General features: G+C 39.1%; 14 protein-coding genes, 1 tRNA gene and 2 pseudogenes. 7 read left to right on the top strand and 10 right to left on the bottom strand.

Annotated features, from left to right (window positions below):
• Window positions 1-69: 69 nt before the first annotated feature.
• Together F8R90_RS25810 and F8R90_RS25805 are read left to right on the top strand one after the other, a co-directional pair.
• Entirely contained in the window at window positions 70-699 is a 630-nt protein-coding gene (locus tag F8R90_RS25810; RefSeq protein WP_196513046.1) for an FMN-binding negative transcriptional regulator, read from the top strand.
• A 219-nt stretch (window positions 700-918) separates the two neighbouring features.
• Window positions 919-2136, top strand: coding sequence for an acetate kinase (locus F8R90_RS25805; RefSeq protein ID WP_196513074.1), 1218 nt, complete (start codon window positions 919-921; stop codon window positions 2134-2136).
• 42 nt (window positions 2137-2178) lie between these two features.
• Here F8R90_RS25805 and F8R90_RS25800 read toward each other — a convergent pair whose 3' ends face one another.
• The 3 genes from F8R90_RS25800 to F8R90_RS25790 all read right to left on the bottom strand — a co-directional run bounded on the left by F8R90_RS25800 (window position 2179) and on the right by F8R90_RS25790 (window position 4597).
• Window positions 2179-3126 carry a hypothetical protein gene (locus F8R90_RS25800; RefSeq protein ID WP_196513045.1) on the bottom strand — a complete coding sequence of 316 codons (948 nt, stop codon included), beginning with the start codon at window positions 3124-3126 and terminating at the stop codon, window positions 2179-2181.
• Window positions 3126-4001, bottom strand: a complete 876-nt coding sequence (locus F8R90_RS25795) for a hypothetical protein (RefSeq protein ID WP_196513044.1) — start codon at window positions 3999-4001, stop codon at window positions 3126-3128. Before F8R90_RS25795 ends, F8R90_RS25800 begins: the two co-directional genes overlap by 1 nt.
• A 137-nt stretch (window positions 4002-4138) precedes the next feature.
• Window positions 4139-4597 (bottom strand): hypothetical protein, encoded by a 459-nt coding sequence (locus tag F8R90_RS25790; protein WP_196513043.1) that lies wholly within the window; start codon window positions 4595-4597, stop codon window positions 4139-4141.
• Window positions 4598-5068: 471 nt separating this feature from the next.
• Between F8R90_RS25790 and F8R90_RS25785 the strand changes: the two genes are divergently transcribed.
• The 4 genes from F8R90_RS25785 to F8R90_RS25770 all read left to right on the top strand — a co-directional run bounded on the left by F8R90_RS25785 (window position 5069) and on the right by F8R90_RS25770 (window position 9087).
• Window positions 5069-5854, top strand: coding sequence for a hypothetical protein (locus F8R90_RS25785; protein ID WP_196513042.1), 786 nt, complete (start codon window positions 5069-5071; stop codon window positions 5852-5854).
• An 11-nt stretch (window positions 5855-5865) separates the two neighbouring features.
• Entirely contained in the window at window positions 5866-6660 is a 795-nt protein-coding gene (locus F8R90_RS25780) for an aminotransferase class IV (protein WP_196513041.1), read from the top strand.
• A 113-nt stretch (window positions 6661-6773) separates the two neighbouring features.
• On the top strand, window positions 6774-8615 hold the full coding sequence (gene ftsH3 / locus F8R90_RS25775; protein ID WP_190729958.1) for an ATP-dependent zinc metalloprotease FtsH3: 1842 nt from the start codon (window positions 6774-6776) through the stop codon (window positions 8613-8615).
• 271 nt (window positions 8616-8886) lie between these two features.
• Window positions 8887-9087 carry a hypothetical protein gene (locus tag F8R90_RS25770; protein WP_196513040.1) on the top strand — a complete coding sequence of 67 codons (201 nt, stop codon included), beginning with the start codon at window positions 8887-8889 and terminating at the stop codon, window positions 9085-9087.
• Between the two features lie 143 nt (window positions 9088-9230).
• Here F8R90_RS25770 and F8R90_RS25765 read toward each other — a convergent pair whose 3' ends face one another.
• From F8R90_RS25765 to F8R90_RS25740, 6 genes are all read right to left on the bottom strand, one after another.
• The gene (locus F8R90_RS25765; RefSeq protein WP_094330884.1) at window positions 9231-9449 is read right to left on the bottom strand and encodes a hypothetical protein; all 219 of its coding nucleotides are present in this window, start codon (window positions 9447-9449) and stop codon (window positions 9231-9233) included.
• A 397-nt stretch (window positions 9450-9846) separates the two neighbouring features.
• Window positions 9847-11028, bottom strand: coding sequence for a low temperature requirement protein A (locus tag F8R90_RS25760; protein WP_196513039.1), 1182 nt, complete (start codon window positions 11026-11028; stop codon window positions 9847-9849).
• Window positions 11029-11473: 445 nt separating this feature from the next.
• Window positions 11474-11545, bottom strand: a tRNA-Gly gene (locus F8R90_RS25755).
• Between the two features lie 172 nt (window positions 11546-11717).
• Window positions 11718-12323 (bottom strand): GerMN domain-containing protein, encoded by a 606-nt coding sequence (locus tag F8R90_RS25750; RefSeq protein WP_196513038.1) that lies wholly within the window; start codon window positions 12321-12323, stop codon window positions 11718-11720.
• Window positions 12324-12572: 249 nt separating this feature from the next.
• A complete protein-coding gene (gene trpC, locus F8R90_RS25745) occupies window positions 12573-13424 on the bottom strand; it encodes an indole-3-glycerol phosphate synthase TrpC (RefSeq protein WP_196513037.1) in 852 nt (283 codons plus the stop codon).
• Window positions 13425-13626: 202 nt separating this feature from the next.
• On the bottom strand, window positions 13627-13905 hold the full coding sequence (locus tag F8R90_RS25740; RefSeq protein WP_196513036.1) for a HetP family heterocyst commitment protein: 279 nt from the start codon (window positions 13903-13905) through the stop codon (window positions 13627-13629).
• Window positions 13906-15713: 1808 nt separating this feature from the next.
• Between F8R90_RS25740 and F8R90_RS25735 the strand changes: the two are divergent.
• Window positions 15714-15857: pseudogene (locus tag F8R90_RS25735) on the top strand (response regulator); the annotation flags it as partial.
• Between the two features lie 29 nt (window positions 15858-15886).
• Here F8R90_RS25735 and F8R90_RS25730 read toward each other — a convergent pair.
• Window positions 15887-16077 (bottom strand): annotated as a pseudogene (locus F8R90_RS25730) (ISKra4 family transposase); the annotation flags it as partial.

Raw genomic sequence — 16077 nt, 5'->3', positions numbered from 1 at the left:
AGGAGAGGCAGTAAAAATACAAATGAGAGCTAGAGAACTTTTATAAGTTGATAGTGACGTTAAATTGCCATGTATAGACCAACCGCTTTTCAAGAAGATAATGTTGATAAATTGATCGCCTTTATGAGAGCCAATAGTTTCGCTACGTTGGTATCGATTATAGATGGTGTACCTTATGCTTCACACGTTCCTCTTGTCATTGCAATGCAAGGGGATGCTGTTAAATTAATTGGTCATCTGGCAAAACAAAATCCTCAATCACAAGTTCTTGGTAATGAGTTACTTGCTATTTTTACCGGAGCACACGCTTACATTTCCCCTACTTTATATGAAAGGTATGAAAGTGTACCGACGTGGAACTATATTGCTGTTCACGCATATGGTATTCCCAAAGTCATCATGCTTAATGAATCTCCAGAATCAATGAACCAAATGATCAACGAGATGATAGACACCTACGAAGCTGATTACAAATCGCATTGGCACAGTTTATCTGACGGATTCCGTGAAGGTATGATGAATGGCATTGTGGGATTTGAAATAACTGTTACACGCTTGGAAGGTAAGTACAAACTTAGTCAAAACCGAAGCCAAGTTGAGCAGCACAATGTGTCAAGTACGCTACTACAAAGTTCAGATCCGGCTGCTCGTGCCGTCGGTGCCGAGATGAAACAAAACCTTGAAGCGGATGAATATTAGTAAAGGCGTTACGTAACAATTTGAGGCATTTGAGCGGAGCGATCGCGTAGCATCAAGTAAAAAACTATCTTTAGATAGATGGCAAAAAGTTTATTTAAAAAAACAAAACCTGCCGTCGCCAACTAGCAACAATGGGTCTGTATATTATGCCCATAGACTAGAAGCATGAGGCTACACTTAGTGACATGATCAAAGGAGATCATGTTTTTATGTTGTTATATGAAGATATTGGTGCTGAATGCCGGTTCAAGCAGCCAAAAGAGTTGTCTGTACAAGATTGCAGATGAGGCTCCCCCCACCCAAGCACCCCAACCCCTTTGGGAAGGGAAAATCAACTGGACTCAAGAACGGGGTGTGGCAGAAATTGAGGTGAAAACTGGTACAGGTGCAACGTTGCAAGAATCAATCTCTGGTGATTCCCCACAGGCACACCTTACTTATATGCTTCATACGCTGAGTGATGGTACTACCAAAGTAATTGATCAGTTGTCAGAAATCGATGTAGTGGGGCATCGGATAGTACATGGCGGACAGGATTATCGAGATAGTGTAGTAATTACGGAGGATGTTAAAAAAGCGATCACTCGTCTGTCTAACCTTGCTCCAGCACATAATCCAGCCGCTTTGTCAGGTATAGAAGGAATCGAAAAAACTTTAGGAGATGTCACCCAGGTAGCAGTATTTGATACCGGATTTCATGCCACCCTACCTGATGCAGCAGCAATCTATCCCGGCCCCTATGAGTGGGTAGAGGAAGGTATTCGCCGCTACGGGTTTCATGGTATCAGCCACCAATACTGTTCTCAACGTGCTGCCCAAATTCTCGGTCGAGATGTTGCATCTGGGCGATTAATTATCTGTCATTTGGGCAATGGTTGCTCTTTGGCAGCGATTAAAAATGGCCGCAGTATTGATACCACTATGGGATTCACGCCCCTAGAAGGTTTGATGATGGGTAGTCGTTCTGGTTCAGTTGATCCGGGAATTTTGATTTACCTGTTACGGTACTGCAATTACTCTGTCGAAAGGTTGGATCATATTTTAAATAAAGCTTCTGGGTTAAAGGGAATTTCGGGTGTATCTAGCGATATGCGTGAGTTGAGAGCAGCAATCGCTCAAGGCAATTCCCGCGCTCAACTCGCATGGGATATCTACGTACATCGCCTGCGTTCTAGTATGGGTGCAATGCTTACCAGTTTGGGCGGATTAGATAGTTTGGTATTTACAGCAGGCGTGGGTGAACATTCCCCGGAAATTCGCCAAGCCGCCTGTGAAGCCTTTGGTTTTTTGGGATTAAAAATAGACTTTGAAAAAAATCAGCAGCAGCCTGTGGATGAGGATATTTCTACACCCGATTCAGCAGTGCGGGTATTAGTTATTCATACTCAAGAAGATTGGGCGATCGCTCAACAGTGTTGGCAACTTTTGAAACAGTAAAAATAGGATTTACGCACTTACCAGAAAAATTTACTTATATACTCATAATGACAGGAACCGATGAATGATTAGTTTCCCAACTCGTGCCCCTATAAAGCTTAAAATGTACTCGGCAAGTTTTGGGGCAATCAGTGATGTAAACGCCAATAATAAGGCATTAACATCATTAAACCTACTAGTAGCAGCAACAACGATAGGGATGAGACAAATCAGCGTCCATGTCAACCAATTTATAAATTTAGAGTTGATAGAGGTACGTCTTTTAAGTTGATTGACAAGTACATAGCGGGTAGTAGTAAATAGCATAGTGAAGCCTATCCACGCAAATATTAATATAATCACATTTGCTGGATACAGATTGTAGGCTACTAAAGCAGCAGTAAAGAGCGAAGCTAGCTCCCAAACTAGCAGATTTAGCTTAGTCCGAAAGCAATTTAGTAGTTGTTCAGTCAGCCAATAATGAGCAGAGATAATTGTTGAGCAGTTGGGATTTTGCATAAAATCCCACTTGATTTTGTGGAATATATCACCATGTAGAAGGACAGTGCTTTGCAAAATGATGTCTTGATTTTTATAAGCAATCGAACCTAATTCAGCCTGCTTATAGTAAGAATTAAAGGTGATTCCAGACTGTAAGCTTGTTTTGCACCGTGCGGTTTTACTCAGAAAAAATTTGATAAGATTGACTATGAAAATAATATAAAAAAAATTACTAACTTTTTGTTCAATAATTTCTTTTTTATCTCCAGACACAACATTATTGCTGAAACAAACGTAGTACCAAAGAGGAACAATCAGCTTAGGCGGAATGTAGAGAGAAACACCAGTTTTTTGCGCTTGCTGAATCTGTTCTACAACTGTCTCATTGAGATAAAAATTAAACTGTGATTGCTCAACTTTAAGTTCAAAGCGATCGCCCTGAGGAACTTGTAGAAACAGAGAGAGTGCAACATCGCTTTGGTTACCTATTTTTGTTATATCAGCGTTCATTATCGAGATAAATTTGCGATACTCTGTACCAAACTAATCAAAAAACTAAATGTTCCACGCCACTGTTTCTCCCCAGAAATCACTCCTTGATTGTGTGTATTAATGATTAAATTTTTAGCGTCTTCAGATAAACTAAACAGGTCTTTATTGTAACGTGTGATAATATCTCCATCTAACTGCATAACAGTTTGGGCATAAATTATATCAATATTGGTACTTGTCACATTAGTACTATCAAGTGCAGCTTTCAGTTCATACATTTTACGTAGGGTACGAACAAATCTATCATTATCCAAAAGTTTTTGGATTTCTTTAAAAGTTTCAATCCAATCTTCTTGATTATTTTCATCTTTGTCATCAAGAACGGGAGTTGGAGCAGGTAGTATTGGTTTAGCTAGCTTTACGTTTTCTTGATCGGCTTCAACTAGGTTTGGTTGATATTTTTTCGCGTATTCAAGCCTCTGACGATATCGTTTTACTCTATCGTCTTGAGGATTATAAAAACCTGATCCTTCCTCAAGAAGAAGGTAAAAATATTCTCTTTCAATTTGGTCAAATAGGCTTCTATAACGCTTACGTAGTTCTTCAGCTTGAGAACCCTCTTTTGGAATTCCTTTTGCCTTAAAGTAATCTGGATCATGTATAGAATAAATTTCTTGATATGCCTCCCAAGCATTAAATTTTGAAGCATTAATCCTATTTACAACCATCGTATTCACTTCTAAGGCTGTAATGTCATCAACTAATGTCTGTACAGACGATACTAAATTGTTTAACAAGCCTCTAGCTTGATTTTCAATATCTTGGGGTTTAGCAGCATTTTGGTTTCGATTCTGAATACTATTTCGGTCTTTCATTTGAATATCATTAGACATAGTACCGCCCTCTGATCATTTATTTCTGGCTAAATATTGGTGTAGCTTTATATTGATAGGTAAAAGCAAATCAACCTAAAGATTAGGCTAGATTGCTGTCGGTGTTTTAGTTTAAATGGGTAATTAATAAAAAATGCTTAAAGTTCGGACTTTTTGCGATATTTCACGATTTCCATAAAAAACCCATACAACTTCTCCACGCTTTCTATATTTTTTTGAATGATTTCCCGACTGTCTTTAACTTGAGTTAAATGAAATTCTCGAATTTCTTTATATGGGCCACTATCAGTAAATTGACTACCAATTTCATTTTGTATATCGCCATTAACAAGATTAATTCGGGTATATATCCGATTACCTGGTTTGGGAGATTCTATCTCATTTTTTGGCTGATCAGATGACTCTGCTACCCAAGTAGTGATTTTTAAATCAATGACTTCAACAATTACTGTTTTAATAGCATCAATAATTTCGTCAACATCTAGTCCTTTTTTATCAGCATTAAGATTAGTAACTATTGTTTTAAAATCACTATCTTTTGTCTGAAGGGATAAACCATTATTTTCCAAGTTGTTCGTAGCTACAGTATCTAGCATAAGATTAAAGAGTTTAAAGGTCTAATTGCGAATAAAATATTATTTTAAATCATGTTGCAAATCTTACTACCTTTACTTAATAAAACTAAGTAATATCAAAGGAAATTAATTAAGTTAAGAACTTGTTGCTCAAGAAAAATAAAACTGGATTTATAGGAGCTAATTTCATCTCAAAAAAGAAAAAAAAATACTAGATGCTCCAAATAAGCAAGTGTAAATTTTACTCTATCTACTTGCAGAGTAAAAGTATAATATATCACTAAATATTTTATGCACAGTTTGCCGATCTAGCTGTTTTCGGTTTCTCTTGAGAAAAGATAGGCTTATTCACTGTTGGTCTTTGCTAAAGGGTAGGCTAGCAGCTTGATGGATGCTCTTCTATGTAAGCTACTGTGACTATATAGCTGAGTAATCTTACAAGAAGTATATTATATACAATGAATTGCTTCTGCCTGGGAAGACAAGGAAAATATGTTGTTGTCGCGTAAAGCCATTGCTACACCTTTTATAATTTGTTTGTGTATTTTAGGAGTTGGCTTGATTCAATTCCCCCAATTACAAAAACTGATAAAGAGCAAAAAATCTGCCTCTTTAGAAACTCTCGAAAAAGAAATGAAATCGGAAAAACTCCGTCTTAGCTTTCTCAAAAAAATGCCTAGTTTTGGTTATGATAACTTCATTGCAGATTTGGTATATCTCAATTTTTTACAATATTTCGGTGATGATGAAGTTCGGGATAAAACAGGTTACAGTTTAAGTCCACAATATTTTGAAGTCATTCTAGAACGTGACCCGCGATTTTTAGCAGCGTATCGCGGTCTTTCTGTTAGTACTTCATTATATGCCGCTATGCCAGAGCGTGCGATCGCAATATCAGAGAAAGGTTTAAAATCACTATCTCCCTCAGTTCCCGAAAGGTCTTATTACATCTGGCGTTATAAAGGAGTTGATGAGTTATTATTTTTAGGCAACGCTAAAGCTGCCCAACAGTCTTTTGCAACGGCTGCAAACTGGGCAAGTAAATTTTCAGATACAGAAAGTCAACTTGTAGCTAATACTTCCCAAAGAACTGCGGAATTTCTGAGTCGAAATCCTAATAGTAAATATGCTCAAATTTCTACATGGTCAATGGTTTTAAATAATCATGCTGATGAAAGAACTCAAAAACGCGCCATTAAGGAAATCGAAGCCTTGGGAGGAAAAATAATTACAACTCCTGAAGGTACTAATAAAATTGTATTTCCCCCAAAAGATTAAGCATTGGGCAAATGAAAAATGATGTTTTTTGGTATGATGGTAAATTAATTCATTCCCAAACCCTAGAATTAAACATTAACGATCCGGGCTTACTTTATGGGGCAACTGTTTTTACAACATTGCGGGTTTATGAGAACTCGCTAGATAGTAATTTAACGAATTGGCAAGCACACTGCGATCGCTTACTCTTCTCAATACAATCTTTTGGTTGGCAGCAACCCGATTGGAAGCGTCTGCGTCAAGGTGCCCAAATTCTCCTCGCACACTTTCCCGTTCTCAGAATTACCCTTTTTCCCGATGGACGGGAGTGGATAACTGGCAGATTCTTACCACAAAATTTGACAGAAAAACAAAATAATGGTGTTATGTGCGCCGTTGCTAGTTCGGAATTTTATCGCTCTCTCCCCTCTCATAAAACTGGAAACTATTTGAGTGCTTGGTTGGCAAGAACTAGTTTAGATGCCGAAGAGGCAATATTAGTTGATGCTCAAGGAAATTGGCTAGAAAGCAGTACAGGCAACCTTTGGGGATGGTACGATCGCAGTTGGTACACGCCACCAATAAAGGCCGGAATTTTGCCGGGAATTGTGCGATCGCAACTTGTAAACTGGTTACAAAACCACCAACATCCAGTGCGGGAAGAACCTTGGACGGTGGAGCTATTCCAGAGATTTGAAGCGATCGCCTACACTAATAGTGTGGTAGAAATTATTCCCGTTCATACCGTTCATCAGCCTTCAGGGTCGCTACAATATAATCCCTACCATCAGAGTTTTCAGCTAATAAGGGAGCTTTTTTTAGCATGACAGTCACGCCAAATTTGTTATATCTTAAGATAAGTTAACATAATTATTAATAATGACCTCTCCGAACAGAGACGCTACGCGATGGCGCGAAAAATACAGGAGGATAGACCTTAGTGAATAAAAGATGGAGAAATGCAGGGCTGTACGCGCTGCTGTTTATTGTCGTCATTGCGCTGGGAACAGCATTTTTTGACAAACAACCCCAAAGCAGAGAGACATGGCGATATAGTCGGTTTATTCAAGAAGTTCAACAAGGCAGAGTAGAAAAAGTCAGTTTGAGTGCAGACCGTTCTACAGCATTGGTTACACCCAAATATGACCCAGCTAAACGGATTGTTACCTTAGTCAACGATCCAGACCTGATCAATACTTTGACTTCTAAAGGCGTTGATATTTCTGTATTGCCCCAAACCGATGAAGGATTTTGGTTTAAGGCACTGAGCAGCTTATTTTTCCCTGTATTGCTTTTGGTTGGCTTATTCTTCTTGCTACGTCGCGCTCAAAGTGGCCCAGGTAGCCAAGCAATGAACTTTGGCAAATCCAAAGCCAGAGTCCAAATGGAACCACAAACTCAGGTAACATTTGGCGATGTCGCTGGTATTGACCAAGCCAAGTTGGAATTAAACGAAGTCGTAGACTTTCTGAAAAACGCCGATCGCTTTACCGCCGTTGGTGCAAAAATTCCTAAAGGTGTGCTGTTAGTTGGGCCTCCTGGTACAGGTAAAACTCTCCTAGCTCGTGCTGTAGCTGGTGAAGCAGGTGTACCCTTCTTCTCAATCTCCGGTTCAGAATTTGTTGAAATGTTCGTAGGTGTGGGTGCATCCCGCGTCCGCGATTTATTTGAACAAGCTAAGACTAATGCTCCTTGTATCGTCTTCATCGATGAAATTGATGCAGTAGGTCGTCAACGGGGTGCAGGTTTAGGTGGTGGTAACGATGAGCGGGAACAAACCCTCAACCAGTTGCTTACAGAAATGGACGGCTTTGAAGGTAATACTGGCATCATCATTATTGCCGCTACCAACCGTCCTGATGTCCTAGATGCAGCGCTGTTGCGTCCTGGTCGCTTTGACCGTCAAGTTGTGGTAGACCGTCCCGACTACGCCGGACGCAGTGAAATTCTCAAGGTACATGCCCGTGGCAAAACCTTGGCAAAAGATGTGGATTTGGATAAAATCGCGCGTCGTACCCCTGGATTTACTGGCGCAGATTTATCCAACCTGTTGAATGAAGCCGCAATTCTGGCAGCACGCCGGAATTTGACTGAGATTTCGATGGATGAAATCAACGACGCAATTGATCGCGTATTAGCTGGCCCAGAGAAGAAAGACCGGGTAATGAGCGAAAAGCGCAAAACCTTGGTAGCATATCACGAAGCTGGTCACGCCTTAGTTGGTGCATTGATGCCAGACTACGATCCTGTGCAGAAGATTAGCATCATTCCTCGCGGTCGCGCAGGTGGTTTAACTTGGTTTACCCCCAGCGAAGACCGGATGGACACTGGTTTATACAGCCGCGCTTATCTGGAAAATCAGATGGCTGTGGCTTTGGGTGGTCGGATTGCTGAAGAACTAATCTTTGGTGAAGAAGAAGTTACAACTGGTGCTTCTAATGACCTCCAACAAGTAGCACGGGTTGCGCGTCAGATGATTACCCGATTTGGCATGAGCGATCGCTTGGGCCCAGTCGCCCTTGGTCGTCAGCAAGGTAATATGTTCCTTGGACGGGATATTATGTCAGAGCGTGATTTCTCTGAAGAAACCGCTGCCGCCATTGATGAAGAAGTCCGTAAACTTGTGGATGTAGCCTATACACGCGCTAAAGAAGTGTTGGTAGGCAACCGCCATATTTTAGATCAGATAGCTCAAATGCTGGTTGATAAAGAAACGGTAGACGCTGAAGAGTTGCAAGAAATTCTGTCGAATAACGATGTGACAACTGCTGCGTTTGCCTAATTTAATCAATAGTTAGGAAGTTAGGAGTTAAGAAGAATTCCTAACTCCTAATTGTGAATAAAAGCCCGGTCATGAAGACCGGGCTTTTAATATGGGGTTATTATACCCCGGAGGTTTCGTTATAGAGTTTCAGTATAAATCGCTATTCTGATAGAGACTACCATCTGAGCAGAATCAATTCCGGAAAATTAGAAAAATTTTTCTTTGGCTACTATGAGGTGGGTTTGGGAATTGGCATAGAACGAAGAATATATCAGGATATCACGCGAGAGTGGCTGTACATAACCGTTTAATAACGCCGGAAGAAGGTAGCCAAATATTGGCACAAAGGTTACGTGAACTCGGTGTAGTTCCTGATTCTCCCTCGTCAGTTAGGGTAAAAATTCTCCTGTTAACATCTTCCATAACTAGCAACTTGGATTATTTAGTGAAAATTAGAAATCAGGATAATTCTGAGATTTTGCAGAATTAACCTGATTGTTTTGAATGCAAAAGCATCCATGCATTCTCTGTAGCACCCCTTATGGCGATCAAAAGTGTTCTCCTATAGCTATAGCTTTCCGAATCTTGGCATAACTAACGTCAAAAGTGACGATACTTAACCAGTCGCCTATCTTAAACTCTGGATGTCGGTTTCAAAAATAGCCACGCCACAAAGAACGTAGCAGCTGTGAATAGTTGCGTTAAATCCAAAGCAGATAGATAGCCATCCGCAAATGAAGCAATGCTGCGATCGGTAATGCCAAATACCCAGGATGACAGTCCAAACAGCCAAATCCCATTCTTGAGATTTCCGACGAATTCCTTAGAGTCTGATGGTTTCTGGTCTTTCATGATCTTCTGTCCCATTGGTGAAAAATTTCGTGATTGATGCAAAATATTTGCCATTAAGAATTTTTATCTGACTCCTGACGCTAAATTTACACTTCCTATTAATAATATTAATAAATATTTCACCTACTTGACTTCACTACCCAAAGGTACATCTCACAATCTTGACATTCCTCCTCTGGCTTTCTAACCTCTGATAGACAGCAATCCGTTGAGTTATCAGCTTTACAGCGTCAGGTTTGAATACTGAGATTACATAATTTTTAAATAACTATATAAACATTTATTGATATTTGTATAAAAATACTCCATAGGATAGATGCTATTCAGAAAACTCTTCAAATTGAAATTACATGGAGATGTTGTAGTGGCGCACAGATGTACGCCACTAGACTATGAGCTAGATTTCTGGGTCAACCAAGCGGGTAGTGGGCCGACTTTGATATAAATCTTGAACGACTTGGATAGCAGAAACTACAGCTACAAGGGCAATGACTGCAACAGGTAACAAACCTTTGCCAAAGATAGCGATCGCTAGCAGCACAACTGCACCCCCAAGTCGATACTGGGAACGAATTTTGCAATAACGGATCACCCCAAATCTATGGAGAATACTGACAGCCAAAGAGCATAATGCTACTGCACCACAGATGAGCCATCGTTGGGAATCGGGTAGTGCTAAAGTTGGCTTACTCAACAAGATTTGTTCTACCCCGACTCCAGCAGCAGTAATCCCAATCACTAGCGGTAAATGGGTGTAAAGCCAGAGATTAACAACACCAACTTTTCCATGTGTCCGCGCCACCTCAATAGGTTTACCACCCAGGTTATCAAAATAGACCCACCACCAGCTAAAAGCGATAATTAGACCAAACACGGCGGAAATCACCGTTAAAACATCCCATTTCTGCTCAGAAACACCATTGACCACTGCAATGATCGCTTCACCCAAAACAATAATGGTAAATAGTCCGAAACGTTCTGGTAAGTGGGAGGCGTGGGGGAGTAACCCGATCTGAAACTTATGTCCTGTTAAGGGTGTGGCAAAGTCAATAATTATTCCCAGTGTCCAAAATCCGAATCGCCAAGGGATTGGTACAGATGCTGATATTAACCAAAGCAAGGCTGCGATCGCAAAACCAATAGCGTAGCGAGTGGTCAAAGGACGTGCGGAAGGGATATGTCTTCCAGCACGAACGTACTCTATTACAAGCACGGCCCGACCGAGAGCATAGGAAATGGCAAAACCAGGGGAAGTCTCACCCAAACCATGGTGAATATTAATAGCCATCGCTGCTGCTGTCAGCATTTGTATACCAATGAGCAGTCGATGTCCCACATCATCGCTATCAAAGCGGTTGGCGTAAAATGTGGTGCCAATCCATGACCACCAAACTGGTATAAATAGAACTACAAACCCAAACAATCCTGATAGAGAGATATCTTCATTGAGATTGTGGGCGAGTTGAGAAACTGCAACGACAAAAACCAAATCATAAAACAATTCCAGCCAAGTGGCGCGTCGTTCTTCTTCGGTGTCTTCACCAATGCGTAATCTTGGCGGTTGGAGAAAATTTGCCATAGTGCTAATTGCGAATCGCTAATTGTTTTTTACCATTAGCTGTCATCGATTAGCGAGTGTATAGACGTTTCTGCATAAATCGCTAAAAACCTGCTGACAATACAATAGACTTGTCCGAAAATGATGTAAGTAAGTGGGCAATAATAAAACTATATTAAGCAATGTAAATTTTATTAAATTGGCTCCTAGTAAGCCCACTTACATTAGGCACAATTCATGAATTGTGCTTACCAAGGATTTCGAGCAACGCATAATTAATTTTTGGAGATGTTTAATAGAAATAGCAATCTGTTAAACGTCGGCGCTTTATCGGCAACCTGTAGTATATACAATGTAGTAACGATACGTGCAGGCTCCAGATGCCTAGTGAAGTTTGGCTCAACAAACTTATAAGCAACTGTACCAAAAGGAGCAATCACATAGGTAACTTAGTTTCTGATTTTAAAGCGGGCGATGGGACTCGAACCCACGACGTTCACCATGGGAAGATGACATTCTACCACTGAATTACACCCGCGAATTGCTGCCATCGACTTACGACTAAAATAAACTATACCATTATTTACAGCTATTTTCAATTGCTAGAACATGCACTGTTTGGGCAACTGCTGATGTATGAGTCCTGTAGTTGTTCAAATTGGGAAATCTTTTTAGCTAGCTGATGACGGCACTTACTAAACATAATTTAACTAAAGAACAATGTCCTCACCTCGCTCGGTGAAGCGAACCTCTTTAATATTCCATTGAGCATTACTTGTTAGGGTTTTGCGAAGACTGCCAAACAGAGCAAACTGTTCACAACTAGAAAGAGAAGCTATTTGTCGCTTTGAATTAGGGGATATTCGCAAATCAACTGTAGCAATGCCATTTTTGATGTTGACACGATACCCAGACAAGCTAAAGTCACTTGTATCTCGTTTTTCTAAAATTTTACTCACTACATTTGTTACTGGTTCCTCGGCTGGGACTGAAACCTTTTCTGGAATGAGTTCTTGACATTGGGTATCACTTGTATATAGTGTGACGTTGGTAGTTTTGCTAGTGGCAACTTTAGGCGTTAATGAGGAAGGCGTATTTTCCTTGGGAGATTCTTGATTAGGAGGTTTTTCTCTCAATTGAGCTACGCTAGGAATCTGGCTGGGAGTCTGAGACAATGGGCTATTCGTCGGTGTCGTAGTAGAGGATGGTGTTCCACTGTCAATATTACGAGTAGTGGGGTTAGAACTACAACTGCTGAGGCTAACAACCATTGTCACAAAAATAAGGGGTAAAAAATATCTCTTGGTTGTGTTCATAAATTTTGTTTACACAGTGATGTTGCTGCTATCAATTTCAGTGTCGCTGGTATCAATTCCGCATAAATTCGTGAATTTTGAGCCAGTCTATAAAGTGTCAACCCGAAATCTGTTAAAGTCGAGGGTTATACTATACACCGAAATTACAACATCGCGTCTACACCAATCCCAAAAAGCTTGGCCAGAAAAAGCAGGGGTGAAGCAAACGAAGATATACCGACTCTTGCTTGAATTAATAATGTGGTCTATTTATCTGAAAATAGCTGTAGGTTTGAGCAGATTACGCACGCTCTGCTGTATATCTTCTTGTTTAACTAGAGCCTCACCAAGTATAACGGCATGTGTACCAGCTTCAGCTACAAGGGATAAATCAGCAGGTGTATACAAGCCAGACTCACTGACGACAATAATGCCCAAACTTTGTAGTTGCGATCGCCTAGCCGCTAGTAGTTGACCAGTTGTGCCAATATTGACACTAAAATCTGCTAGACTTTGGTTGTTAATTCCTATTAAGCGCACATCATCAAGCTTTAGCACCCGATCTAGTTCTGCCAAAGTATGGACTTCTATTAAAGCATTCATTCCCAAATAGTGAATCACTCGCAAAAAGTTTTGAAGTTCCTTATCTGAGAGAATTCCTGCAATCAGTAGCACTGCATCTGCGCCTGCTGCCCGTGCTAAATAAATTTGGCAGGGGTCTAAAATGAACTCCTTGCACAGTAGAGGCAATCCTACCCGGTAGCGAATGGTGCGTAAATTCTCAAAGCTGCCATGAAAGAACTTCTGATCGGTGAAGACCGAGATACAAGTTGCACCACCACGTTCATAAGCTTTGGCGATCGCTACTGAGTCAAAGTCTGCTTTAATAATTCCGTGAATTAAAGATGCTTTCTTCACCTCTGCAATGATGCAAGGTCGGTAACGACTCTGTTGCAAAGCGGAGAGAAAATCTCGCACGGTCGGCGCAGCAGTTAACTGGCGTTGCAAAGAAGCCAAAGACATCTCTTGTTGAATTTGTGCGACTTCATGCTTTTTCTGCCATATGATCTCTTTAAGAGTAGGTTGCAAATGAGTATTAGGGGTAGTAGCTGGGTAAGTCATATGTTAAGGATGGGGTGGCCAAAAAAGTATGAATTATAAAATTTCAGGCTACCCTACAGATATTCATTTCGATGGGCCTTTGTAGAAACGCCTTTAAAAAATAGGAATCTGTGAATAACCGGACGTTTAAAGCTTTCAGTCTTCATCCTTTCCTTATGGAATTTTGCGATCAATTGCCTTGAACTAGCCTTAATGGCTCTTTTCAGAAATGAAGCCAAGTTGATTTGAGTTTCAACGCTTTTACAGCCTCACCATCACTTTGATTTTGTTTTGAGCTTTCAACTAAGCAGTTATTTTTGAGCAGTCGGATATAGGTGCGGTAGGGTATGTAGTCTATGGGATTGTAACCAGCAAACCGCAGAATTAAAACACATGCCCAGGAATATTTGCCAGCAATAATTGCTTTCAGGATTTGCTCAATTTGTTCATTATTGATTTTCTTACCTATTTGTGTTTGATAACCAGTGATGTTTTGAGTCATAATATGCGCTCTTTGGTGTAAGTTAAAACTGGTTTGTATCTGGCAATATTTATCTTCTTTTCTCTATATTGCGTTTAGTTAAATTTTTCCTATCCTAAAAACAATCTATCTTTTGGACTAAGTTTTTAATGAATACCAGACTGACTTATCTTGATAGAGTTATAATTGATTAGCTATTAGAAGTGCTTAATATTGAATTTCAATAATCAAAATTGATTTTTAAATTTCTTTAAGACCATTGTTCATATCTCAAATTAGGAGCACAAGATAATGATTAGGCAAACTTAAATAAAGTTATTAACAATTGCAAATCCATATTAAAAGTAGGGGCGGGTCTAACCAGCATTATAAATATCTTGTTAAACCCGCTCTTACAAATGAACCGTATTGCAGAAGCTGCTTCTTCGTTAAGCTTACTGAATCTTCGCCAAAAGAGTATATGAACAATTTTTTGGTAGATATGTCTATTTTTTCGCTTTTGAAGTCTAATTTATTTTCATTAGTATAAAACTAACTTGAATTTAGGATAGGGAGCATGGATATTATCAAGTTTTATATGGTAATGAGAACTGCGTTACTGGATTTCTCTTGTGCTGTCCTCCAATTACGCCTATGGAAAGGTGTAAATAGCCATCAATTCCCCTAAATCGTATTCATCAATACATAGCTGTTTAATCTTTTCTACTTCTTTTGGAAGAATTATTAGCTACATTCCCAGGATTTAAAAAAAATGTATTCCTTGTGACAGATGACAAGCTGTCTTATCATATAGTTAGATGCCTAAGTGAGCAAATTAAAGGCTGTTAAAATAATAATCAATGATTTACTTCTTAAAGCCGGAACTATTAGAGCAAATGCACCTTAATTAGAATTGACAAAATTAAGATATTATGCATTAAATAACTTTGCTGATAAATATTCTCTTGATTGCATAACAGTTACCAATAGTTACAAATAATTAGCTAAAATCAAAATTTAATATGGGATTTCGCATGTTTTATTATGTTTTGGTACAAAATTTTGAGATAGATAGTCAATAAATATGCAAAATATTTCTCGTAGTTAGACACTATTCAAAACTACATGAGGCATATCTATGCTGTTTGGAGGTTATTTATATATACTGCTATACATGAGACAAGAGCAGAACCACTAGATATTGCTATTACATCTAGTTCAAAGTTTGAAAAAAGTTGAATTATTGATGTTGGATTTCTAACGCAACTAATAAGATTTTATTTCTTTTAAAAATTTATTAAATATAATAAGCTTCTTGATATTATAAATAAATCAAATAATTAATCATAAGTAAAACTAAATACTACCTATGGGTGTTTTTAATTTCATTCTTCCTATTTAACTTAGGAAAATGATAAATAATATTTATATTTAAGTGTTGACCAATAATTTCTTTATGTTACCAACATAAAAAATATCGTTTTTTCTTGTTAAGATTATATTTAAAATCATAAGTAATTTCTGAGTCTTTCTAATTCAATTTCTTTAGAACTAGCCAATAGTAGCATCAGAATTTGAGGAAGTTGTTATTAGCAACTCATTAACGGCTATAGTGCCGATTTATTTAATCAAGTGTCTAGGGATATGGATTCTGGAGGCTATAGGTTAGTTCAATCTAACTTTCATATGGTTCAACAACCAGAAATGGAGTTTTATTGGTTTCCTGATAGTAGTGTTTTGAGTTGTTAATTAACAACTATCTTCAACTCAACACTCATAGTTTTTTTACAAAGCACTCGGCACAGAGTTTCATCATCATTCCCTGCCACAAAAATCCTAGTGATGGAAAAATGAGATACGAATCGTCAAAAAAAATTCTTGTAATTGAAGATGAGGCTATTACCCGCAATCTCTTCTTAGAGGTTCTTGAGTCCCAAGGTTTTGACACAATAGGTGCTGAAGATGGATTGGCTGGTATCGAGCAAGCACAAAAGCAGGGAGCATCCACTTTTGGCAGAAAGACTTAAATAGTTAACAAACCATTGAGATAAGCACAACGAATAGAGAGGATGTGATTAACACTATCAACATTCCACTGTGCGCCAGAAATTTTAATTCTCGCACCAATTTGTTTAATAGCAGATTCAACTGCTCCAGAACCAATAGAACAAAGTTGTTCAGCCTGGTAATAGGCATAGTTGACAATACGAGAGC

This window comes from Nostoc sp. NZL (genome assembly GCF_015714705.1).
Lineage (GTDB): Bacteria > Cyanobacteriota > Cyanobacteriia > Cyanobacteriales > Nostocaceae > Nostoc > Nostoc foliaceum_A.
This window is presented reverse-complemented; position numbering and strand designations above follow the sequence as displayed.